This is a genomic window from Shinella sedimenti, assembly GCF_022601905.1.
In the GTDB taxonomy this organism is placed as follows: domain Bacteria; phylum Pseudomonadota; class Alphaproteobacteria; order Rhizobiales; family Rhizobiaceae; genus Shinella; species Shinella sedimenti.
In genome coordinates, this window is record NZ_JAKVIN010000004.1 from 336894 (window position 1) to 357252 (window position 20359).

The window sequence follows — 20359 nt, forward strand, 5'->3', positions numbered from 1 at the left end:
CTGTCATCTCCCGGCGTTAAAGCGCAGCATGGCGGCCTTGAAGGAGACCGCCATGTCGCCCGTGTCGAGACCCGTCTCGCTCCCCCATCCCGTTCTTCCCGCCGCCGACTGGGCGGACCGGTTCACGCTCGGACTGCCTGTCGATCACTTGACAGCGCGGGAGGCCGCGCGGCTGGCGTTGGAGCATCCGCCGCGCTGGATACGCAGGCTGATGGTACTGCGCAACGCGCTGGTCGCGCCGTTCGGGCTGAAAGGGGCGGCCGGCGAGGTGCGGACATCTGAGACGGAGATCGGCGGTTTTCCGGTGGTGAGCGTCACCGACGACCGGGTGGTGCTGGGCTTCGACGACCGGCATCTGGATTTTCGCATCGTCATCGACGTGCGCTCCGACCGGCCCTGTGGCCAGACGCTCTCCGTGATGACGCTCGTCCACCGCAACAACCTGCTCGGGCGGTTCTACCTTGCCGCCGTGATGCCGTTCCACAAGCTGATCGTACGCACGATGCTGTCAGGCATCGGAACGCGCGTGGTCAGTTCACGGCCGTAACCGTAAAGCCTTCCTTGCGCAGCAATTCCACGACGCCTTCCGCGCCGGGCAGGTGCAGCGCGCCGACGGCCATGAAGACGTTGCCATCCGCGAGGATCGGGGCTGCACGGGTCGCCATGGTGTGGTTGCGGTCGATGATGATGCGCTGCTCGAAATCGGCATAGCTGTCGACATCGCCTTCGGCCTGCGGAGCCGCAGCGCGCATCATCGGCATGATCATGCCGACATCGCCGGCCAGATAGAGCTGGCTCATCGTCTCGATGACGTCCTGCAGCGTATCGCCGAGGGCGACGGTCTGCACGAGGCCCTGAATCTGTGGTTCGATGGGTAACGAGTCGAGGGCGGAGATCTGCTCTATCAAGGTTTCCAGGCCCTTGAGGGTCTTGCCCTCGGCCAGAGCGTCCTTGGCGAGCTTCTGGTCGAGGAAGGCGGCGCCGGCCGTCTTGCGGGCGATCTCGCAGGCCGGAAGTGCCACGAAGCTTGCGATCATCCAGGGCTTCATGCGCTCGACGGCGGCGAGCGACAGGCCGCGGCCCTTCAGCCCCTCGGCCAGCGTTTCGGCATCATCCTTGCTGAGGAAATCGGTGATCGACTTCCCGTCATTGAACATGGTCAGGTCAGGGCGCGCCAGGATGGTCACGCCTGCCTTCTTCTCGTCTGCAATCTCGTCGGATTCGACGACGACAGTCGCGGCCTCGTCAAAGGCTTTTCGCGCGCCGTCGGGCATAGCGACAACGCGCGGGTCGGTTACATGCATGGTGCCGAGCAGCCAGGAAGCCGGCTTGCCGTCCTTCTCGATTTTCCAGAAGATGGTCTTGCCGTTCGGCACCGCATCGGCTTCGGCGCGCAGTTTGGCGAAGGCGGCGGGATCGTTCGTCTCGTACCGCGTGAGCAGGTTGTTGCCGCCGCAGACCGGTAGGTCCTGCGCATTGGCCGGCGATAGGGACGCGAGCACGACGAGGAAAGAGAGCGCGATGAGCATGTTGACCGCGGCAAGCAGCCACAGGCCGGTATCGGCCATCCGGTCGGCGAGCGCCATGCGGCGCTTGTGAAGAAGGACTGTCATGGTCGAACTCCCTGCATTTTGCGGCGACCCTAGTCTCGGGGTTCTCACGAATCTCTTAACGGATCAGGCCCGCGGATGGGCGCGATCGTAGATTTCGAGGAGGCGCGCGGAATCGACGCCGGTATAGACCTGCGTGGTGGAAAGGCTGGCGTGGCCGAGCAATTCCTGAATGGTGCGCAGGTCGCCGCCGCCGGCCAGAAGATGGGTGGCGAAGGAATGGCGCAGAGCATGGGGCGTCGCGCTGTCCGGCAGGCCGAGCGCGCCGCGCATCTTCTGCATTTCGCGCTGGATGATGGCCGGCTGCAAAGGGCCGCCGCGCGCGCCGCGAAAGAGCGGCCTGTCGTCGCCGAGCGGGAAGGGGCAGAGCTTGATGTAATCCTCCACGCCCGCGCGGGCGTGGGCGATGAGCGGCACGATGCGTGTCTTGCCACCCTTGCCTGTGATGCGCAGTGATGTCGGGCTTCCCGTAAAATCGGCTTGTGTCAGCGCCAGCGCCTCGGAGATGCGAAGCCCGCAACCGTACAGCAAGGCGAGCACGGCGGCGTTACGGGTGCGGATCCATGGCTCTTCGGCGAGCTGTTCATGCGCATCGACGACGGCGATGGCCTGCCGGTCGGAGAGCGGTTTGGGCAGTGACTTCGGCTGTTTCGGCGAGCGTACGGCGGTCGCGCCGGCGGAATTGGCGAGGCCCTTTCGCTCGAGATGGCGCAGGAAAGAGCGCAAACCGGCAAGGCCGCGGCCAAGCGTGCGGGCACCCGCGCCGTCGCGCCGCCGGGCGGCGAGAAAGCCACGCAGGTCCGCCGGCCGCAGGTTGCCAATGTCCTTCAGGCTGGCGGGTGCAGCGATATGCCCGGTCAGGAAGGCGAGGAACTGACGGGTGTCGCGCTCGTAGGCGTCCAGCGTATTGGCCGAAAGGCGGCGTTCTCCGGCAAGCGCCGCAAGCCAAGCCTGCCGCTCGTTCATGAGCGTGGGATCGGCGATGATGAGAAGCTCGGTCATGTCCCTGCCTTTGGCAATAGCCCGGGGGCGTTTGTCACAGGATCGGCGATTTGCGTTAGGGATCTGCTAACGTTCGGCTACGGCGCTCGCCAAAGCGGCCTGCCTTCCTGTAGACACGAAGCCGATCCTAAAACGTGCGTCCACCGAAACGGATAGGTCCATGCTGCTGCGTTCCATGTCTGCCGAAAACTATCGCTCGCTGCGCGCGATCCGCATGGATCTTGGGCGGGTGAACCTGTTCGTTGGCGAAAACGGCGCGGGAAAATCGAACCTCTACCGTTCGCTGCAACTGGTGCAGGCTGCCGTGCGCGGCGACTTCGCCTACGAGATCGCGGCGGAAGGCGGCATGGCCTCGGCACTGTGGACCGGCAAGCGGCGAGCAAACGAGCCGGTACGCATCCGGCTGGAAACCGAGCTGCTCGACGAGGAACGGGCGATTACCTTCCGCTATCGCGTGGAAGCGGGGTTGCGTCCGCCGAAGGCGGCCGCGGGCTTCGCCTTCGAGCCGCAGGTCAAGGCGGAAGAATTGTCGATCGAGACCGGGCGCCGTCCTGTCACGGTGATGAAGCGGGCCGGGCCGGGCATCATGGTGCGGGATGAAAACGGCCGTTTGGTCGAATATCCCGAACAGGCGCTGACGTCGGAAACGGCCGTCGCGCTGCTTGGCGATGCCGGGCACTATCCTGAAATCGGCACCTTCCGCCGGGCCGTCTTGCAATGGCGGTTCTTCCACGGCTTCCGGTCGGACCGCGATTCGGCGCTGCGCCAGCCTTGCCTGGCCGTTACCGCCCCGCTGCTTGATCAGGACGGGGCCAATATGGCGGCGGTGTTCGCGACGCTTCGATGGACGCGGCAGGACACGGTCGATCTCGACCGGGCGGTGGCGGATGCTTTCGGCGGCGCGCAGCTTTCGGTGCCGGAGCCGGAGGAATTCGCCTCCTACGGGCTGACCTTCCCGCAGTTTCCCCAGCGTGTTTTCCAGCCGCGCGAATTGTCCGACGGGCAGATCCGCTTCCTTGCGCTTGCCGCCGCGCTGCTTTCCTATCGCACGCCGCCGCTGATTGCGCTCAACGAGCCGGAGGCGAGCCTGCACCCGGACATGCTCTCGCCGCTTGCCGAAATGATCGCCCAGGCGGCGCAGACGAGCCAGCTGTGGATCGTCACCCATTCCGAACGGCTGGCCGCCGAGGTGGAGGCGCGTTGCGGGGTGCGTGCGAAACGGGTCGTGCGCAATGACGGCGCGACCTGGATCGACGGCATGCGGCTGACCGGCGCAATGGCTGACGATGACGATTGAGGGCGGCTTCATCTTTGCGGTTTTCTTCGCGCGGTCATGGGGGCATGGTCGCGGGAAATGAGCAGCGATTCGACCGACCTTTTCGGAGACAAACTCTTTCCGCGCACGGTGCCCGTCATGGTGCCGGTGCCAACGCCCGTGCCCTATTCCTATACGGTGCCCGACGGCATGGCCGTTCAGCCGGGCTCCATCGTGCAAGTGCCGCTTGGACCGCGGCTGGTGCCGGGTGTCGTGTGGGACGGCGGTGATGACGGCAAGGTCGATCCGAAGAAGCTCCGGCCGATCGAGAAGGTCTTCGATTGCCCGCCGCTGTCGAAGGAAATGCGTGATTTCCTCGATTGGGTTTCTGCCTACACCGTCACACCGCCCGGTCTGGTGACGCGCATGGCGCTGCGCGCGCCGACCGCTTTCGACCCAGAGCCGATGATCGAGGGGCTGCGCTTCACCGGCCACCGGCCGGAGCGCCTGACCAGCGCACGCGAGCGCGTGCTGGAGCTGGTGGAGGACGGCATTCCCTGGACGCGTTCGGGGCTTGCCCATGCCTCGGGCACCTCGACGAGCGTGGTCGACGGCTTGGTCAAGCAAGGCACCTTCGAAACGGTCTTCCTGCCGCCGCCGCCCGTCGTGGCGCCGCCCGACCCGGATTATGTTGCGCCGAGGCTGGAAGGGCCGCAGACGGATAGTGCGGCCGAACTCGTCGAGAGCGTGCGCAAGGGCGAGTTTTCCGTTTCCCTGATCGATGGCATTACCGGCTCGGGCAAGACGGAGGTCTATTTCGAGGCGATTGCCGAGACGCTGCGGAAGGGCCGGCAGGTGCTGATCCTGCTGCCGGAAATCGCGCTGACGGCGAGCTTCCTCGAACGCTTCCAGGACCGGTTTGGTGCCAAGCCCGCGGAGTGGCATTCGGATCTGGCGCCGCGCACCCGCGAAAAAGTCTGGCGGCAGGTGACGACAGGCGATGTGCGGGTGGTCGCGGGCGCGCGCTCCGCGCTCTTTTTGCCCTTCGAGAATCTGGGCCTCGTCATTGTTGATGAAGAGCACGACCCCGCCTACAAGCAGGAAGACCGTGTCTTCTATAATGCACGCGACATGGCCGTTGTCAGGGCGCGCATCGGTGATTTTCCGGCCGTACTCGTTTCTGCAACGCCGTCGGTGGAAAGCCGCGTCAACAGCGATACGGGACGATACCGGAAGCTGCATCTGCCGACGCGCTACGGCGATGCGGCACTGCCGGATCTGCATCTCATCGACATGCGCCGCCATCCCCCGGCGCGCGGCGGCTTTCTCTCGCCGATCATGCTGCGCGGCATCGCCCGCACCATCGAGAAGGAACAGCAGGCGCTGCTTTTCCTCAACCGGCGCGGCTATGCGCCGCTGACGCTCTGCCGGGTCTGCGGCCATCGCTTCCAGTGCCCGCAATGCTCGAGCTGGCTGGTGGAGCATCGTTTCCGCGGACAGATCCAGTGCCACCATTGCGGCTATGCCGAGCGCACGCCGGAGGCCTGCCCCGAATGCGGCACGTTCGACCATCTCGCGGCCTGCGGGCCGGGTGTCGAGCGCATCGCGGAGGAGGTCGAGCGGCATTTCCCGGAGGCGCGGACCATCGTGCTCTCCTCTGACCTGATGGGGGTAAAGCGGCTGCGACTGGAACTGGAAGCGATCGCGCGCGGCGAGGCGGATATCGTCATCGGCACGCAGCTTGTCGCCAAGGGGCACAATTTCCCGCTGATGTCGCTGGTCGGCGTGGTGGATGCGGATCTCGGGCTTTCGAACGGCGATCCGCGGGCTGCCGAGCGCACATTCCAGCTGCTGTCACAGGTCACGGGCCGCGCGGGCCGCTCCGGCCTCAAGAGCCATGGCCTCATTCAGACCTATCAGCCGACGCATCCGGTGATGCAGGCTATCGTCTCCGGCGATGCCCAGGCCTTCTACGACCGAGAGATCGGCGAACGGGAAAAGGCGCTTCTGCCGCCCTTCGGCCGGCTCGCCTCCGTCATCGTCTCGGCCGACAGCCGAAACGAGGCGGAAGCGCATGCGCGCGGCCTTCGGCAGGCGGCCCCCCATGCGGACGGCATCTCCATCCTGGGACCTGCGGAAGCGCCGCTGGCGCTTGTGCGCGGTCGCCATCGCTTTCGCCTGCTGGTACACGGCCGGCGGGGAAGCGAGATGCAGGCCTTCCTGCGCGCCATGCTCGCCAACGGCCCGAAGGAACGCGCGTCGATCCAGGTTCAGCTCGACATCGATCCGCAGAGCTTCCTGTGAGGGACATGGTTAACAAAGAATTGTGCGCAGACGTTTCGCCGGCTTCTGCGGCCCGCTGCGCCATGCGATAGAAGATGCGCGCAAAGCGACGGAGGCCCCTATGATGGAATTCTACATCCCCACCGAGACAGGCGAGTTTCTGGCCTTCTGTGCGGCCGTCGTGACGGGACTTATCGGACTGTTTGGACTGTTTGCCCCGGGCACGGCGCTCCGGCTTGCGGGCCTGCAGCGCCAGGACGCCAGCCGGGAAGGGACAGCCTTCGTGCGCTCGGCCGGCGGCTTCTATGCCGGACTTTCCATCGTCGCGCTGATGATGGCGCAGAGCTGGATCTACATGGCGATCGGCGGGGGCTTTGCACTTGCCGCCTTCGGCCGCATCGTCTCGTTTGCGTCGGACGGTTCCTTCAGCCTGAAGAACCTTCTCGTGCTTGCAGTCCAGGCAGTGCTTGCTGCGCTTCCGCTCGGATATGCATTCGGCTTCATCTGAGCCAAAAGCGGCGTTTCGTGTCGTCAGACAGACGAACACACGTCGCGCAGTGAAGTTTCGCCCCGACTGTGGCCGACTTATGGCGCATTCCTGCGTCCGGCGTGTTGCGAGTCCGGGTTTCCTATGCTAGACGAACCGCGAAATTCAGAAAAAGCGGGCGTCAACGCCTGTGGGAGCTGAAGATTACAGCAACGATTTCAGCGTGTTAGGGCCGTAGCTCCGCTACTGACCAATACTCTGGATGAAAAGAAGAGAAGCTTGTGCCCGTGGCAGACACATCCCAGCTCGTTTCCGGTGTTGCAGAAAGATATGCGTCCTCGCTTTTCGACCTTGCTCAGGAAGCCGGTTCGGCTGACAGTGTCGGTGCCGATCTCGACCGTTTCCAGGCCCTGATCGACGAAAGCGACGACCTCAAGCGGCTGATCGTCAGCCCCGTCTTCTCCGCCGAAGATCAGACCAAGGCCATTTCCGCCGTTGCCGCCAAGGCCGGCATCACGGGCCTCGTGGCAAACTTCCTCAAGGTGGTTGCGTCAAATCGCCGCCTCTTCGCCGTCCCGGGCATGATCAAGGCCTACCGCGTCATCGCGGCTCGTGCCCGCGGCGAAATCACGGCCGACGTCACTTCGGCCCATGCGCTGACCGCAGCGCAGGAAAAAGAATTGAAGGCGGCGCTGAAAGGCGTCACCGGCAAAGACGTGGCGATTGCCGTCACCGTCGACCCGTCCATTCTCGGTGGTCTGATCGTCAAGGTGGGATCGCGCCAGATCGACACGTCCCTTCGCACCAAACTCTCTACTCTTAAGCTTGCACTGAAAGAGGTCGGCTGATGGATATCCGCGCCGCGGAAATTTCCGCAATTCTCAAAGATCAGATCAAAAATTTCGGCAAAGAGGCGGAAGTCTCTGAAGTCGGCCAGGTGCTTTCCGTCGGTGACGGTATCGCCCGCGTTTACGGCCTCGACAACGTCCAGGCCGGTGAAATGGTCGAGTTCCCCGGTGGCATCCGCGGGATGGCGCTGAACCTGGAAAGCGACAACGTCGGTGTCGTTATCTTCGGTTCGGACCGTGACATCAAGGAAGGCGACACCGTCAAGCGGACCGGCGCCATCGTTGACGTTCCGGTCGGTCCGGAACTGCTCGGTCGCGTTGTCGATGCGCTCGGCAACCCGATCGACGGCAAGGGCCCGATCAATGCCAAGCAGCGCGCCCGCGTTGACGTCAAGGCTCCCGGCATCATTCCGCGCAAGTCGGTTCATGAGCCGATGTCGACCGGCCTGAAGGCCATCGACGCCCTCATCCCGGTCGGCCGCGGCCAGCGCGAGCTCGTCATCGGCGACCGCCAGACCGGCAAGACCGCTATCATCCTGGACACGATCCTGAACCAGAAGGCGATCCACGACAACGGCCCGGACGGCGACAAGCTGTACTGCGTCTACGTCGCTATCGGCCAGAAGCGTTCGACGGTTGCCCAGTTCGTGAAGGTTCTCGAAGAGCGCGGCGCTCTCCAGTACTCGATCATCGTTGCCGCAACGGCTTCCGATCCGGCGCCGATGCAGTATCTCGCACCGTTCGCCGGCTGCGCGATGGGCGAATACTTCCGTGACAACGGCAAGCACGCCCTCATCGGTTACGACGACCTTTCCAAGCAGGCCGTTTCCTACCGTCAGATGTCGCTCCTGCTGCGCCGCCCGCCGGGCCGCGAAGCTTACCCGGGCGACGTTTTCTACCTGCACTCGCGTCTCCTCGAGCGCGCTGCAAAGCTCAACGACGACATGGGCGCTGGCTCGCTGACGGCTCTGCCGGTTATCGAAACCCAGGGTAACGACGTTTCGGCGTTCATTCCGACCAACGTGATCTCGATCACCGACGGCCAGATCTTCCTTGAAACGGACCTGTTCTACCAGGGTATCCGCCCGGCCGTTAACGTCGGTCTGTCGGTTTCCCGCGTCGGCTCGTCCGCACAGATCAAGGCGATGAAGCAGGTCGCCGGCTCGATCAAGGGTGAACTCGCCCAGTATCGCGAAATGGCAGCCTTCGCCCAGTTCGGCTCGGACCTGGATGCCGCAACGCAGCGCCTGCTGAACCGCGGTGCCCGCCTGACCGAACTCCTGAAGCAGCCGCAGTTCTCGCCGCTGAAGACGGAAGAGCAGGTCGTGGTGATCTTCGCCGGCGTGAACGGCTACCTCGACAAGATCGCTGTCTCCGACGTCGGCAAGTTCGAGCAGGGTCTGCTCGGCTACTTCCGTTCGGAAGGCAAGGCGATCCTCGATGCCATCCGCACCGACAAGGCGATCAGCGACGACACGAAGGGCAAGCTCAAGGCTGCTCTCGACTCCTTCGCCAAGACCTTCGGCTGAGGCTGACGGTTACAGCCCTGCGCGCCCGAAGCGCGCAGGTGCTCCGAGCTTTTGGATTTGACGCATGACCATCCCCGACACCTGTCCGGGAGATCGTGCTACAGGACGGAAAACGGATGCCTTCACTTAAGGATCTGAAAAACCGGATCGCCTCCGTCAAGGCGACGCAGAAGATCACCAAGGCGATGAAAATGGTCGCCGCGGCGAAGCTTCGGCGTGCCCAGGAAGCGGCCGAGGCTGCCCGGCCCTATTCGCAGCGCATGAGCGCGGTTCTCGCCAATATCGCCCAGGCCGTCGGCCAGGACGATAGCGCGCCGCGGCTGATGACCGGCACGGGCAAGGACCAGGTTCATCTGCTCGTCGTCTGCACGGCCGAGCGTGGCCTGTGCGGCGGTTTCAATTCGCAGATCGCTCGTCTGGCGCGTGACCATACCCGCAAGCTTCTGGCGAGCGGCAAGACGGTCAAGATCATCTGCGTGGGCAAGAAGGGCTTCGATATCCTGCGGCGCGAATACGCTTCGCTGATCATCGACCGCGTCGACCTGCGTGAAGTCAAGCGCATCGGTTTCGAGAACGCCGACCAGGTGGGCCGCAAGGTCATCGGTCTGTTCGAGAAGGGCGAGTTCGACGTCTGCACGCTGTTCTATTCTGAGTTCAAGTCGGTCATCTCGCAGATCCCGACCGCGCTCCAGCTTATCCCCGCTTCCGCTCCGGTGGCCGTGGCGGAGACGACCGGCGCGACCGCGATCTACGACTACGAGCCGGATGCCGCCGCGATCCTCGGCGATCTCATCCCGCGCAACATTTCCGTCCAGATCTTCCGGGCCCTGCTCGAGAACGTCGCCGGCGAAATGGGCGCCAAGATGAGCGCCATGGACAACGCGACCCGCAATGCTGGTGAAATGATCAACAAGCTGACGCTCAACTACAACCGTCAGCGCCAGGCTCAGATCACCAAGGAACTCATCGAAATCATCTCGGGCGCTGAAGCGCTCTAAGGACCAGGACAAAGAGGGTAAGAGACATGGCTAAGGCAGCTACCCCGAAGGACACCGCAGCGGCAAAGAAGCCGGCTGCGACCAAGACGGCCGCAGCAGCGGCGGCTCCGGCCGCAGCCGCAGCAACCAAGGCTCCGGCCGCAAAGGCACCGGCTGCGAAGGCCGCTGCCACCAAGGCCTCCACGAAGGCTGCGGCTCCGGCTGCTTTTGTTGCAACCGGTCGCGTGACGCAGGTCATCGGCGCTGTCGTCGACGTTTCGTTCGACGGTGAACTGCCGCAGATCCTGAACGCGCTGGAAACCGACAACAACGGCAACCGCCTCGTTCTCGAAGTCGCCCAGCACCTCGGCGAAAACACCGTTCGCACGATCGCCATGGACTCGACCGAAGGTCTCGTCCGCGGCCAGGCCGTTGCCGACACGGGCGCTCCGATCACCGTTCCGGTCGGCCCGGAAACGCTCGGCCGCATCATGAACGTCATCGGCGAGCCCGTCGACGAAGCCGGCCCGCTGGTCACCTCCGGTAAGCGTGCGATCCACCAGGAAGCACCGTCCTACGTCGAGCAGTCCACGGAAGCCCAGATCCTGGTCACCGGCATCAAGGTCGTGGACCTTCTCGCTCCCTACGCAAAGGGCGGCAAGATCGGCCTGTTCGGCGGCGCCGGCGTTGGCAAGACCGTTCTCATCATGGAACTGATCAACAACGTCGCGAAGGCACACGGTGGTTACTCGGTATTCGCTGGCGTGGGTGAACGTACCCGCGAAGGCAACGACCTTTACCACGAAATGATCGAATCGGGCGTGAACAAGCACGGCGGCGGCGAAGGCTCCAAGGCTGCCCTCGTTTACGGCCAGATGAACGAACCGCCGGGCGCGCGTGCACGCGTCGCCCTGACCGGTCTGACCATCGCTGAAGACTTCCGCGACAAGGGACAGGACGTTCTGTTCTTCGTCGACAACATCTTCCGCTTCACGCAGGCAGGTTCCGAAGTGTCGGCTCTGCTCGGCCGTATCCCGTCGGCCGTGGGCTACCAGCCGACGCTCGCCACGGACATGGGCCAGATGCAGGAGCGCATCACGACCACGACCAAGGGCTCGATCACCTCGGTTCAGGCCATCTACGTTCCCGCCGACGACTTGACCGACCCTGCGCCGGCCACCTCGTTCGCCCACCTGGATGCCACGACCGTTCTGTCGCGTTCGATCGCCGAAAAGGGCATCTACCCGGCCGTTGACCCGCTCGACTCGACCTCGCGCATGCTCGACCCGATGGTTGTCGGCGAAGAGCACTACGAAGTCGCCCGTAAGGTCCAGACGACGCTGCAGCGCTACAAGGCCCTGCAGGACATCATCGCCATCCTGGGCATGGACGAACTGTCGGAAGACGACAAGCTGGCCGTTGCCCGCGCCCGTAAGATCGAGCGCTTCCTGTCGCAGCCGTTCTTCGTGGCCGAAGTCTTCACCGGTTCGCCGGGCAAGCTGGTTGCTCTCGAAGACACGATCAAGGGCTTCAAGGGCCTCGTCAACGGCGAGTACGACCACCTTCCGGAGGCCGCCTTCTACATGGTCGGTTCCATGGAAGAAGCCATCGAGAAGGCCAAGAAGCTGGCTGCTGAAGCTGCTTGATGTTTTTGGCGGGCGCCCGATGGGCGCGCCCGCCAATCTTCCCGGCCGTATGAAATCAGAAAAAGTGAATGGTCATGGCTGACAACTTCAACTTTGAACTCGTTTCTCCCGAGCGCCTGTTGGTTTCCGGCAGCGTCAGCGAAGTCGTCATTCCGGCGACCGAGGGTGAGATGACCGTCATGGCCAACCACGCGCCGACCATGACGACGATCAAGCCGGGTGTCGTCACCGTAAAGTTCGCGGACGGCAAGAAGGATCGCTATGTGGTCTTTGGCGGTTTCGCGGATATCGTCCCGACCGGTTGCACGCTGCTTGCGGAATCCGCAGTCCATGTCGATGACTTCAATGCCGATGAGATCGCGCGTCGCGTTGAAACGGCTCGTGCCGAGCTGTCGCAGGCAACGACGGACGAACACAAGTTCGGTATCGAAAGCTATCTGGCGGAACTCACCACGTTGCGCGGCATCGTCGTTCCCGTTTGATCCTGCGCCCATCGCAAGACATCGAACCCGCCCCCGGCGGGTTTTTTGTTGCGATCATGTTGTCTGAGTCGCGGCATTTGCTGTTTGCGCGCACGGCGATTAAGAAGATATCGGACAGGACGACCCAATAGAATGGGCACCGCCGCTTCACCGGGAGGAATGATGAGCAGCAAGATCGTGCCCGTAATCATGGCTGGCGGCAAGGGCACCCGCCTGTGGCCGCTGTCTCGCGCATCGGCTCCCAAGCAGTTCCTCGAATTTCTCGGCGAGACCACGCTGTTCCAGAGAACGCTGGCGCGGGTCTCTGATACCGCACGCTATGAGCCGGCTGTCGTGATCACGAACAGTGATTTCCGCTTTCTCGTCGCCGAACAGGCCCGTACTGCCGGTGTTTCCCTCGCCTCCATCCTTCTGGAGCCGGTTGCGCGCAACACGGCGCCGGCGCTTGCCGCAGCCGCAACGGTCGTTGCACGCAAGTACGGCGAGGACGCGCTCATTCAGGTGCTCGCCTCGGATCACGAGATCAATGCCGATTCGACCTATTTCAGCTGTATCGACAAGGCAGCCGTCGCAGCGAGAGCCGGCCGGCTGGTGACGTTCGGTATCACGCCGAACGAGCCTGCCACGGGCTATGGCTATATCGAGATCGGTGAGGATCTCGGCAACGGTGCGAACGCCGTGCGCCGCTTCGTCGAGAAGCCGGGCCGCGACAAGGCCGTCGAGATGCTTGCGGCAGGCGGTTATCTCTGGAATTCCGGCATGTTCATGCTGCCCGTCGGGCTTTTCCTGCGTGAGCTTCAGCAATATGCGCCGGAGGTGCTGGCAGCCGCGCAGGAGGCCGTCGACAAGGCGCATCACGACCTCGATTTCGAGCGGCTCGACGAGGCGGCCTTTACACGGGCGCCGGATATCTCCATCGATTACGCGATTTTCGAAAAGACACCCATTGCCGCCGTCGTTCCCTCGCCGATTTCCTGGTCTGATCTCGGCAGCTGGGATTCCGTCTGGAAGATCGGCCAGCGGGATGAGGCCGGCAATGTCGCTGATGGCAGTACGACAGTGCTCGACACCCGCAACTCGCTGATCATCTCACGCGATATTCATGTCGCCGTGCAGGGGCTCGACGATATCGCCGTCGTGGCCAGCGAGGATGCGGTCTATGTCGGCCGACTGGAGGACAGCCAGAATGTCGGCAAGCTCGTCAAGCAGCTTGCCAGCCTGCCCAAGACGCAGAAGCTGACGGAGACGCACCCCACCGCCTACCGGCCCTGGGGCGGTTATACGTCCGTGCTGAACGGCGAGCGTTTCCAGGTGAAGCGCCTTTTCGTGACGCCGGGCAAGCGGCTGTCCCTCCAGAAGCACCACCACCGCTCCGAGCACTGGATCGTGGTACGCGGCACCGCGGAAGTGACGATCGGGGACAAGACCATCGCGCTCAGGGAAAACGAGTCGGTCTATATTCCGCAGGGCGAGCTGCACCGGCTCGCCAATCCCGGCAAAATCCTCCTGGAACTGATCGAGGTGCAGACCGGATCCTATCTCGGCGAGGACGATATCATCCGCATCGAAGACGAGTTCGGCCGCGGCTGAGACCGTCTCCAGCAGGGGCGCTTCATATCGTCCTCTTGACAACTTGGGCCGGTAGGACGACTTCACGGGTATAGATCCACGCGAAGGAGACGGCCATGAGCGAGGCAGCCCGCACGACGATCGACCAGGCGGAAGTCGACCGCTTTTCCGCGATGGCGGCGGAGTGGTGGGATCCCACCGGCAAATTCCGTCCGCTGCACAAGTTCAACCCGGTGCGGCTCGCTTACATCCGCGATCTCGTCTCCGCGCAGTTCGGTCGCGATCCCACCGCCCATCGCCCGCTGGAGGGGCTTCGCATCCTCGATATCGGTTGCGGCGGCGGGCTGCTTTCCGAGCCGATGGCGCGTATGGGGGCCGAGGTGCTGGGCGCGGATGCCTCGGAAAAGAACATCGGCATTGCAAAGGCCCATGCGGCCGGAAGCGGCGTTGCGGTCGACTATCGCGCGGTGACGGCCGAGGCCCTGGCCGAGGCCGGCGAGACCTTCGATGTGGTGCTCAACATGGAGGTGGTCGAGCACGTTTCCGACGTCGACTTCTTCCTCACCACCTGCGCCTCGATGGTGCGCCCCGGCGGCATGACGTTCGTGGCGACCATCAACCGTACGCTGAAGGCCGCAGCGCTCGCGATCTTCGCGGCCGAAAACGTACTGCGCTGGTTGCCGCGCGGCACGCATCAATATGAAAAGCTTGTGCGCCCGGAAGAGATCGAAAAGCCGCTGACAGCGTCCGGCCTCACCGTGACCGACCGCACCGGGGTTTTCTTCAACCCGCTGCTGAACCAGTGGAACCTGTCCAAGGACATGGACGTCAACTACATGCTGGTGGCGCGTCGGCCGGCCTGATCAGGGTTCGAGCAGCCGCACGCCAGCCAGCAGTTCTCGCTGGCCCACGGCATTGCGCGAACCGATGGCCTTTACGCGATCCCGATCGATGATGACGGGTTCGCCATCGGGGCAGAACGGTTTCTTGAAGGTGAAGGCGCGGGGCGTCGGCCCATGGTCGGCGAGATGCTCCAGACGTTCCGCTCCATCTGCCCACACAGGCCGTGCGCCTTCCCTCACCCACCAGAGCACCAGAGCCGGCCACGCCTGTTTCTGGTTCCAGTTGCGAGCGTGCTTGAGCGCATCGGCATGCACACCGTCATAGGTGAAGGCCATGAGGCTTTCGAGGCTGGACCAGAGGGAAAGCGATGATGGCGCGTCTTGGAAACCGCTGCCGGCGAGGAAGCGGGGATAGACCTTCTCACCCCAGCTTTCCGGCCCCGGCACCTCGTCATAGCCCGAGCGGCCGATATAGCCTTCCGCCCGGCTCGCCGCCTCGAAGTTGAAAGGTTCGCGCAGGCGAAAACCCGCGACGCGCTCGCTTTCATATTCATCGAGGTGAATGCCGAAATTGTAGACGGCGAGGTGGTGACCGCGCATCAGTTCGTGTCGTCAGGCAGTACCGGGAGCGGCGCGATCTCGACACCCTCTTCCAGGAGGTCGCGCACCTCGTCCAGTGTTGCCTGGCCGATGAGGCCCCGCTGTTCGGCCTCGCCATAATGGATCTTGCGGGCTTCCTCGGGAAAGCGCTCCCCGACATCCTCGGAATTGGCGCGGATCGTCGAAACGATCTCCCGCAGCTTGGCGACCATTTCCTTCTGGCCGGCCTGCATGACCATTTCCTGACGACGCTCCTTCTTGCGGGCGGTCGACACGGAGGGGGCCATGAGGCGCTTGGCAACATGGGTGGAGCCGCACACGGGACACGAGACCAGCGACATCTTCTGCTGGCGGTCGAAATCATCCGCCGAGCCGAACCATCCTTCGAAGGCGTGGCCGTTGTCGCAGGAGAGATCGTAGCGGATCACGCGGCAACGCCCCCCTTGGCGGAGGCAGAAGCCGTCTCGAGCGTGAAGGTCCGCCCGTTGCGCAGGTTGGGAATGCGGTCATGGGCAGCCTTCACGGCGCCCGTATCGATATCGGCGAGCACGATGGCCTCGCCCGTGCCGCCTGCAGCGGCGAGCACGCGGCCCCAGGGATCGATGATCATCGAATGGCCGAAGGTCTCCCGGCCATCCTCATGGACGCCGGCCTGCGCGGCAGCGATGATGTAGACGCCGTTCTCGATGGCGCGTGCGCGCAGCAGCGTTTCCCAATGCGCTTCCCCCGTCTGTCGGGTGAAGGCGGCGGGCACGGAGATGATCTCGGCGCCGGCCTGTGCCTGTGCCTTGAAGAGTTCGGGAAACCGCACGTCGTAGCAGATGGCGAAGCCGAGCTTTGCGAAGGGCAGGTCCGCCATGCGGGCGACGTTGCCGGGCGTGTAGACGGCGCTCTCGCGCCAGCTTTCGCCATTGTCGAGGTCGACATCGAACATGTGGATCTTGTCGTAGCTGCAGATGCGCTTGCCATCGGGGCCGAAGAGAAAGCCACGATTGGCGACCTTGCCGTCGGCGAGTGCGATGGCCGTGGAGCCGACATGAACATGGATACCGAGGTCACGCGCAAGGTCGGCGGCGGCGGCGACCACGAGGTCGTCGGCCTCCGGGCGCAGGATAGCGCGCAGGCCCTGGCGGTCCTTCTGGATGGCGCCGGTCATTTCCGGCGTCTGGACATAGACCGCGCCCTTGGCGGCAGCCTCGCGCACGAGGCGCTGCATCGTTTCCACGTTGCGGACGGGATCGGTGCCCGAGCACATCTGGATTGCGGCGATCGTCACGGTCATGGCGGGCTCCTGTGCCGGTTCAGGCGGCGAGAAGCGCGTCGAGTTCGCCGGCGCGCTCGAGGGCATGCAGATCGTCGCAGCCGCCGACATGGCGCTCGCCGATGAAGATCTGCGGGAAGGTGTTGCGGCCGTTGGAGCGCTTGATCATCTCCTGGCGCACATCCGGTGCATAGGTCGCGTCATGCTCCTTGTAGGCCACGCCCTTTGTCTCGAGAAGCTTCTTGGCGGCGCTGCAATAGCCGCAGAACTGACGCGTGTAGATGACGACCGGGGCCATGCTTTCTGCTCCAATACTCGGAAAAACCGTGCTTTATATAGGTCCCGGAAGCGCCCTTGCAAAGGTCAAAACCGTGATGTCGGCAACACCCGCGCGCTTGAGGGTGCGCGCGACGGCGGCAATGGTGGCGCCTGTGGTATAGACATCATCTACCAGAACGACACGCTTGCCGAACAGGGCCTCGCGGCCTGCGGTGGTGATCGCGAAGGCGCCACGGACATTCTCCTCGCGGGCACGCGGGTTGAGCCCGATCTGGCGGCGTGTGCGTTTCGTGCGGCGCACCGCATCGATGAGAACGGGCCTACCGGACAGCGCGCCGAGCGAGCGGGCAAGTTCCGCCGCCTGGTTGAACTTGCGCCAGACCAGCCGCAAGCGGTGCAGCGGCACCGGCACGATAACATCGGCGGCTCCGACCGCGCCGTCGCCGGCGCGCAGCATCCATTGTGCCATCATGGGAGCGAGGTCCGTGCGGTCGCGATATTTCAGCGAATGGACGAGGATGCGGGCGAGGTCGTCATAGAGAGCGACGGAGCGCAGCCGGTCAAAGGGCGGCGGATGGGCGATAGCGTCGGCGCTGAGGATGCCGGGGCCGAGATCGTGGGAAAAGGGTGTGCCGAGCACTTCGCAATAGGGGCGCTCGATCAATGCAAGCCGCGACCAGCAGTGTGCGCAAAGCCCCGCACCCGTGCCGAGCAGGCGGCCGCATCCGGCGCAGGCGGGCGGGTATATGACGTCGAGAGCCGCACCCGCGAAGGCTTTCATCCGGCGGGCAAGGGCCTGCCGGAGCGGGACTGCCGGCAATGCCTCGGCCTCTATTTCGCCCATGCGGTTGACAATAGTCGCACTTGCCGGCCAAAGCGAAGGAATTCCGAACAGGATTGCTGCAATGGAAACGCTCTTCGACCATGCCCTCATCGACACCAACCGGTTGCGCGCCCTTCGCAGCGGCCCGGCGGACTTCCTGCTCGACATCGTCGCGGAGGAATTTGCCGAGCGGCTGAGCGTGATCGACCGCCGTTTCGAGAAGGCGGTGGAGCTCCATGGTCATACCGGAGCCGTGGCGCGGGCGATTGCCGGTACCGGCAAGGTCGATGCCATCGAGCGCGTGGAGAGCGACCGGCGGTTTTCGGCCGCAGGGGAGCCTGTAACCGTTTCTGCGCTCGAAACGGTGCCGCTTGCGCCGCAATCCGTCAATCTCATCGTGTCGCCGCTGGCTCTGCACCTCACGAATGACACGCCCGGCGTTTTCGTACAGATCCGACGGGCGCTGAAGCCGGATGGCCTTTTCCTTGCCGCCATTCCCGGCAGCGGCACGTTGCAGGAACTGCGAGAGGTGTTGCTGGCGGCCGAAAGCGAGATTTCCGGCGGCGCCAGCCCGCGCGTCATTCCATTTCCGGATGTGCGGGATGTCGGGGCCCTGCTCCAGCGCGGCGGCTTTGCCTTGCCGGTGACGGACAAGGAAACCTATACGGTGCGCTACGATTCGCTCTTTCCGCTGATGAAGGATCTGCGCGCCATGGGCATGGCGAACCCGCTGTCCGGCCGCAGCCGGCGGCCGCTGGCACGCGGTGTCCTGCTGCGCGCGGCGGAACTGTATGCCGAACGCTTCTCAGACCCCGACGGCCGGATCAGGGCGACCTTTTCGATCATCTATGTCTCGGGCTGGGCGCCGCATGAAAGCCAGCAGAAGCCGCTGAAGCCGGGTTCGGCGACGATGCGGCTTGCGGACGCGCTCAAGCAGGGCGGAGGCAAGTGACCTCACTTGGTGGGGTCGATCTTCTCGCTGAGCATCATGAAAGTGTTCTCGAGCGTGTCGGAGAAGGAGCCCAGGCCGACGAGCATGCCGACGGAGATGAGGGCTGCAAGCAGGCCGTATTCCACAGCGGTCGCGCCATGTTCGGCGGACAGGAACGATTTCAGCAGTCTCGTCATCATTCCTATCCCCGCGCCCCTTGCGCATGAATTTCGCTCTCAGCAGCCGCCGCTGGCACCCGAGCCGTTGACGATGCAGACGGCGCCGGGCATTTCCTGAAGCACGCTGCGGCGCACTGTGTAGCGCTTGGCTCCGTCCGTCGGGATGGAGCCCGTCGAGATCATGTCGAATTCATCGGGGACATTCGCCATCATGCGCTTGTCCGATTTGGCTGACAGCACGGGTGTCAGGACGAGCGCCAGCGCAATCACGGCTGTCCCGAAAAGCAGAGCCAGATTCAACGCGCCAGTCCGGGTATCGCCGGCCGGCGTGAAATCTTTCTCCTGAACGGTTTTCCAGAAGTCTTCGTCACGCATCACAGGATCTCGCAGGCATTGCAACGTTCACGGCATTATTTGAACGAGGCTGCTAAACGATTGCTTAACGGAGACTGAAAATTCGCACTTAAATTCTAATGAACGGCTCAGAGCAGGTCCATCAGGAAGGGAATGAGGGGCTCGTCGGCGGGGGGCATGGGGTAATCGCGCAGCGCTTTCGGCCGCACCCACTTGATGGCCTGTCCCTCGCGTCCATGCGCCGTGCCTTCAAAGCGGCGGCAGATGTAGAGCGGCATCAGGAGGTGAAAATCGTCGTAGGTGTGGCTCGCAAAGGTGAGCGGCGCGAGGCACGCCACCTTCGTGCGAATGCCGAGTTCCTCGTCGAGCTCGCGGATCAGCGTCTCCTCGGGCGTCTCGCCCGGCTCTACCTTGCCGCCGGGAAACTCCCAAAGGCCGGCCAGCGACTTGCCCTCGGGGCGCTGGGCCAGAAGCACGCGCCCGTCCGCGTCGACGAGCGCGCAGGCGGCTACGAGCAGGATACGGCGGGGCTGTTCGATCGTTTCGGTCATACGCTCGCCGGTTCCCGATAGCTGTACTCATAAACGTCCTGGAAGCCCGCACGGCGATAAAGCGCGAGCGCGGCGGTGTTGTTGGCCTCCACCTGCACCCAGGCATGGCGCGCGCCCTTGAGCTTCGCCCAGCGCAGGCTTGCGTGAAGAATCCCTGTGCCGAGGCCCTGGCCGCGCCGTTCCTCGGCGACACCGAGTTGCAGGATGCCGACGAGGTCGTTGTCCTGTACCGCGATGGTCACCGCGGTCGGGCCGAAGCCCGGTTCCTCGAAGATGAAGAGGCCGGCCTCGGGCTTGATGGCGTTGATGATCTCGGTCAGGCCGGGCTTCAAGGCCGGGTCGTCGCCGGACACGCGCAGCCGCGCATCGACGAAACGGCCGACATCACGGCTCGGAAGATGATCGAGGCCTTCGTCACGGGGCAGGGTGGCCAGATCGGCCATCATGACGACCGTGCGACCCATATCCATCCAGCCGGCATCGTCCATGAACGCAATCAGTTGCGGCGGCGTGAGCGGCGTCTGACGCACTAGCAGCGGACGGCCGTAATCGGCAAAGCGCTTCGCCGCCTTTTCCAGCCGAATGGCAATATCGCGGTAATCGGACGGATCCAGCGGATTGATCGAGTTCAGCCGCCGTGAAGGGTGGCCGGCGGTCAGCCGGCACAGCCAGCTCCCGTCATACAGCACTGTGGCGGCGGGCCAGGCACGGAAGCCGACGGCTTCCAGCCGCCTGACTTTTGCAAGATCGATCATCTTGGTCTTCTGTCCCGAAAGGGTCACGCTGTCCGGGCCTCTAGTCTGGCGCAACCCCACGAACATGGTGCGGCTGCGCATATTTCCTGAAAATGG

General features: G+C 64.0%; 23 protein-coding genes. 12 read left to right on the top strand and 11 right to left on the bottom strand.

All coding sequences use genetic code 11. From position 1 onward, the window contains the following. Positions 1–52: 52 nt before the first annotated feature. Positions 53–547 (top strand): DUF2867 domain-containing protein, encoded by a 495-nt coding sequence (locus MKI86_RS11815; RefSeq protein WP_241601088.1) that lies wholly within the window; start codon positions 53–55, stop codon positions 545–547. Here the strand turns inward: MKI86_RS11815 and MKI86_RS11820 are convergent. Together MKI86_RS11820 and MKI86_RS11825 are read right to left on the bottom strand one after the other, a co-directional pair. Further along, the gene (locus tag MKI86_RS11820) at positions 531–1613 is read right to left on the bottom strand and encodes a TraB/GumN family protein (protein ID WP_241601089.1); all 1083 of its coding nucleotides are present in this window, start codon (positions 1611–1613) and stop codon (positions 531–533) included. The genes MKI86_RS11815 and MKI86_RS11820 overlap by 17 nt on opposite strands. A gap of 63 nt (positions 1614–1676) precedes the next feature. Beyond that, on the bottom strand, positions 1677–2612 hold the full coding sequence (locus MKI86_RS11825; protein ID WP_241601090.1) for a tyrosine recombinase XerC: 936 nt from the start codon (positions 2610–2612) through the stop codon (positions 1677–1679). Between the two features lie 160 nt (positions 2613–2772). On the opposite strand from MKI86_RS11825, the gene MKI86_RS11830 reads away from it, so the two are divergent. The 10 genes from MKI86_RS11830 to ubiG all read left to right on the top strand — a co-directional run bounded on the left by MKI86_RS11830 (position 2773) and on the right by ubiG (position 14551). Beyond that, entirely contained in the window at positions 2773–3909 is a 1137-nt protein-coding gene (locus MKI86_RS11830) for an AAA family ATPase (RefSeq protein ID WP_241601091.1), read from the top strand. A 57-nt stretch (positions 3910–3966) separates the two neighbouring features. Then, on the top strand, positions 3967–6171 hold the full coding sequence (locus MKI86_RS11835) for a primosomal protein N' (protein WP_241601092.1): 2205 nt from the start codon (positions 3967–3969) through the stop codon (positions 6169–6171). A gap of 103 nt (positions 6172–6274) precedes the next feature. Then, on the top strand, positions 6275–6658 hold the full coding sequence (locus MKI86_RS11840; RefSeq protein WP_241601210.1) for an AGROH133_08824 family phage infection protein: 384 nt from the start codon (positions 6275–6277) through the stop codon (positions 6656–6658). A gap of 260 nt (positions 6659–6918) precedes the next feature. Continuing rightward, positions 6919–7485, top strand: a complete 567-nt coding sequence (locus MKI86_RS11845) for a F0F1 ATP synthase subunit delta (protein WP_241601093.1) — start codon at positions 6919–6921, stop codon at positions 7483–7485. After that, positions 7485–9014: a F0F1 ATP synthase subunit alpha gene (gene atpA / locus MKI86_RS11850; RefSeq protein ID WP_241601094.1), complete on the top strand. Its 1530-nt coding sequence runs from the start codon at positions 7485–7487 to the stop codon at positions 9012–9014. Before MKI86_RS11845 ends, atpA begins: the two co-directional genes overlap by 1 nt. A 116-nt stretch (positions 9015–9130) precedes the next feature. Beyond that, on the top strand, positions 9131–10012 hold the full coding sequence (locus tag MKI86_RS11855) for a F0F1 ATP synthase subunit gamma (RefSeq protein ID WP_241601095.1): 882 nt from the start codon (positions 9131–9133) through the stop codon (positions 10010–10012). Between the two features lie 26 nt (positions 10013–10038). Then, on the top strand, positions 10039–11637 hold the full coding sequence (gene atpD, locus MKI86_RS11860; protein ID WP_241601096.1) for a F0F1 ATP synthase subunit beta: 1599 nt from the start codon (positions 10039–10041) through the stop codon (positions 11635–11637). Positions 11638–11711: 74 nt separating this feature from the next. Further along, positions 11712–12119 carry a F0F1 ATP synthase subunit epsilon gene (locus MKI86_RS11865; RefSeq protein WP_241601097.1) on the top strand — a complete coding sequence of 136 codons (408 nt, stop codon included), beginning with the start codon at positions 11712–11714 and terminating at the stop codon, positions 12117–12119. A gap of 162 nt (positions 12120–12281) precedes the next feature. Further along, positions 12282–13709 carry a mannose-1-phosphate guanylyltransferase/mannose-6-phosphate isomerase gene (locus MKI86_RS11870; RefSeq protein WP_241601098.1) on the top strand — a complete coding sequence of 476 codons (1428 nt, stop codon included), beginning with the start codon at positions 12282–12284 and terminating at the stop codon, positions 13707–13709. 95 nt (positions 13710–13804) lie between these two features. After that, positions 13805–14551 carry a bifunctional 2-polyprenyl-6-hydroxyphenol methylase/3-demethylubiquinol 3-O-methyltransferase UbiG gene (ubiG, locus tag MKI86_RS11875; protein ID WP_241601099.1) on the top strand — a complete coding sequence of 249 codons (747 nt, stop codon included), beginning with the start codon at positions 13805–13807 and terminating at the stop codon, positions 14549–14551. Here ubiG and MKI86_RS11880 read toward each other — a convergent pair whose 3' ends face one another. Genes MKI86_RS11880 through MKI86_RS11900 form a run of 5 tightly spaced genes read right to left on the bottom strand, consistent with a single transcriptional unit; the run spans position 14552 to position 17514 of the window. Continuing rightward, on the bottom strand, positions 14552–15130 hold the full coding sequence (locus MKI86_RS11880) for a DUF3291 domain-containing protein (RefSeq protein WP_241601100.1): 579 nt from the start codon (positions 15128–15130) through the stop codon (positions 14552–14554). Then, a complete protein-coding gene (locus MKI86_RS11885; RefSeq protein ID WP_241601101.1) occupies positions 15130–15558 on the bottom strand; it encodes a DUF1178 family protein in 429 nt (142 codons plus the stop codon). The genes MKI86_RS11880 and MKI86_RS11885 overlap by 1 nt, the downstream gene beginning before the upstream one ends. Then, positions 15555–16412 (bottom strand): carbon-nitrogen hydrolase family protein, encoded by an 858-nt coding sequence (locus tag MKI86_RS11890; protein ID WP_241601102.1) that lies wholly within the window; start codon positions 16410–16412, stop codon positions 15555–15557. The genes MKI86_RS11885 and MKI86_RS11890 overlap by 4 nt, the downstream gene beginning before the upstream one ends. 19 nt (positions 16413–16431) lie before the next feature. Then, positions 16432–16689, bottom strand: coding sequence for a glutaredoxin 3 (grxC, locus tag MKI86_RS11895; protein WP_241601103.1), 258 nt, complete (start codon positions 16687–16689; stop codon positions 16432–16434). 33 nt (positions 16690–16722) lie between these two features. After that, on the bottom strand, positions 16723–17514 hold the full coding sequence (locus MKI86_RS11900; protein ID WP_241601104.1) for a ComF family protein: 792 nt from the start codon (positions 17512–17514) through the stop codon (positions 16723–16725). A gap of 61 nt (positions 17515–17575) precedes the next feature. On the opposite strand from MKI86_RS11900, the gene MKI86_RS11905 reads away from it, so the two are divergent. Then, positions 17576–18445, top strand: a complete 870-nt coding sequence (locus MKI86_RS11905) for a methyltransferase domain-containing protein (RefSeq protein WP_241601105.1) — start codon at positions 17576–17578, stop codon at positions 18443–18445. A gap of 2 nt (positions 18446–18447) precedes the next feature. Here the strand turns inward: MKI86_RS11905 and MKI86_RS11910 are convergent, their stop codons facing one another. From MKI86_RS11910 to MKI86_RS11925, 4 genes are all read right to left on the bottom strand, one after another. Beyond that, positions 18448–18621: a Flp family type IVb pilin gene (locus MKI86_RS11910; protein ID WP_241601211.1), complete on the bottom strand. Its 174-nt coding sequence runs from the start codon at positions 18619–18621 to the stop codon at positions 18448–18450. Positions 18622–18660: 39 nt separating this feature from the next. Further along, positions 18661–18978: a hypothetical protein gene (locus MKI86_RS11915; protein ID WP_241601106.1), complete on the bottom strand. Its 318-nt coding sequence runs from the start codon at positions 18976–18978 to the stop codon at positions 18661–18663. 107 nt (positions 18979–19085) lie between these two features. Then, complete coding sequence (gene mutT / locus MKI86_RS11920) at positions 19086–19508, bottom strand: 8-oxo-dGTP diphosphatase MutT (RefSeq protein WP_241601107.1); 423 nt, start codon at positions 19506–19508, stop codon at positions 19086–19088. Continuing rightward, positions 19505–20263 (bottom strand): GNAT family N-acetyltransferase, encoded by a 759-nt coding sequence (locus MKI86_RS11925; RefSeq protein ID WP_241601212.1) that lies wholly within the window; start codon positions 20261–20263, stop codon positions 19505–19507. The genes mutT and MKI86_RS11925 overlap by 4 nt, the downstream gene beginning before the upstream one ends. Between the last annotated feature and the right edge of the window lie 96 nt (positions 20264–20359).

Coding starts and splice junctions, on each gene's coding strand:
- atpD (WP_241601096.1), top strand. CDS start 10,039: ATGGCTAAGGCAGCTACCCCGAAGGACACCGCAGCGGCAAAGAAGCCG.
- mutT (WP_241601107.1), bottom strand. CDS start 19,508: ATGACCGAAACGATCGAACAGCCCCGCCGTATCCTGCTCGTAGCCGCC.
- ubiG (WP_241601099.1), top strand. CDS start 13,805: ATGAGCGAGGCAGCCCGCACGACGATCGACCAGGCGGAAGTCGACCGC.
- MKI86_RS11910 (WP_241601211.1), bottom strand. CDS start 18,621: ATGACGAGACTGCTGAAATCGTTCCTGTCCGCCGAACATGGCGCGACC.
- MKI86_RS11840 (WP_241601210.1), top strand. CDS start 6,275: ATGGAATTCTACATCCCCACCGAGACAGGCGAGTTTCTGGCCTTCTGT.
- MKI86_RS11870 (WP_241601098.1), top strand. CDS start 12,282: ATGAGCAGCAAGATCGTGCCCGTAATCATGGCTGGCGGCAAGGGCACC.
- MKI86_RS11865 (WP_241601097.1), top strand. CDS start 11,712: ATGGCTGACAACTTCAACTTTGAACTCGTTTCTCCCGAGCGCCTGTTG.
- MKI86_RS11905 (WP_241601105.1), top strand. CDS start 17,576: ATGGAAACGCTCTTCGACCATGCCCTCATCGACACCAACCGGTTGCGC.
- atpA (WP_241601094.1), top strand. CDS start 7,485: ATGGATATCCGCGCCGCGGAAATTTCCGCAATTCTCAAAGATCAGATC.
- grxC (WP_241601103.1), bottom strand. CDS start 16,689: ATGGCCCCGGTCGTCATCTACACGCGTCAGTTCTGCGGCTATTGCAGC.
- MKI86_RS11880 (WP_241601100.1), bottom strand. CDS start 15,130: ATGCGCGGTCACCACCTCGCCGTCTACAATTTCGGCATTCACCTCGAT.
- MKI86_RS11855 (WP_241601095.1), top strand. CDS start 9,131: ATGCCTTCACTTAAGGATCTGAAAAACCGGATCGCCTCCGTCAAGGCG.
- MKI86_RS11925 (WP_241601212.1), bottom strand. CDS start 20,263: ATGATCGATCTTGCAAAAGTCAGGCGGCTGGAAGCCGTCGGCTTCCGT.
- MKI86_RS11835 (WP_241601092.1), top strand. CDS start 3,967: ATGAGCAGCGATTCGACCGACCTTTTCGGAGACAAACTCTTTCCGCGC.
- MKI86_RS11890 (WP_241601102.1), bottom strand. CDS start 16,412: ATGACCGTGACGATCGCCGCAATCCAGATGTGCTCGGGCACCGATCCC.
- MKI86_RS11820 (WP_241601089.1), bottom strand. CDS start 1,613: ATGACAGTCCTTCTTCACAAGCGCCGCATGGCGCTCGCCGACCGGATG.
- MKI86_RS11825 (WP_241601090.1), bottom strand. CDS start 2,612: ATGACCGAGCTTCTCATCATCGCCGATCCCACGCTCATGAACGAGCGG.
- MKI86_RS11915 (WP_241601106.1), bottom strand. CDS start 18,978: ATGCGTGACGAAGACTTCTGGAAAACCGTTCAGGAGAAAGATTTCACG.
- MKI86_RS11815 (WP_241601088.1), top strand. CDS start 53: ATGTCGCCCGTGTCGAGACCCGTCTCGCTCCCCCATCCCGTTCTTCCC.
- MKI86_RS11900 (WP_241601104.1), bottom strand. CDS start 17,514: ATGGGCGAAATAGAGGCCGAGGCATTGCCGGCAGTCCCGCTCCGGCAG.
- MKI86_RS11830 (WP_241601091.1), top strand. CDS start 2,773: ATGCTGCTGCGTTCCATGTCTGCCGAAAACTATCGCTCGCTGCGCGCG.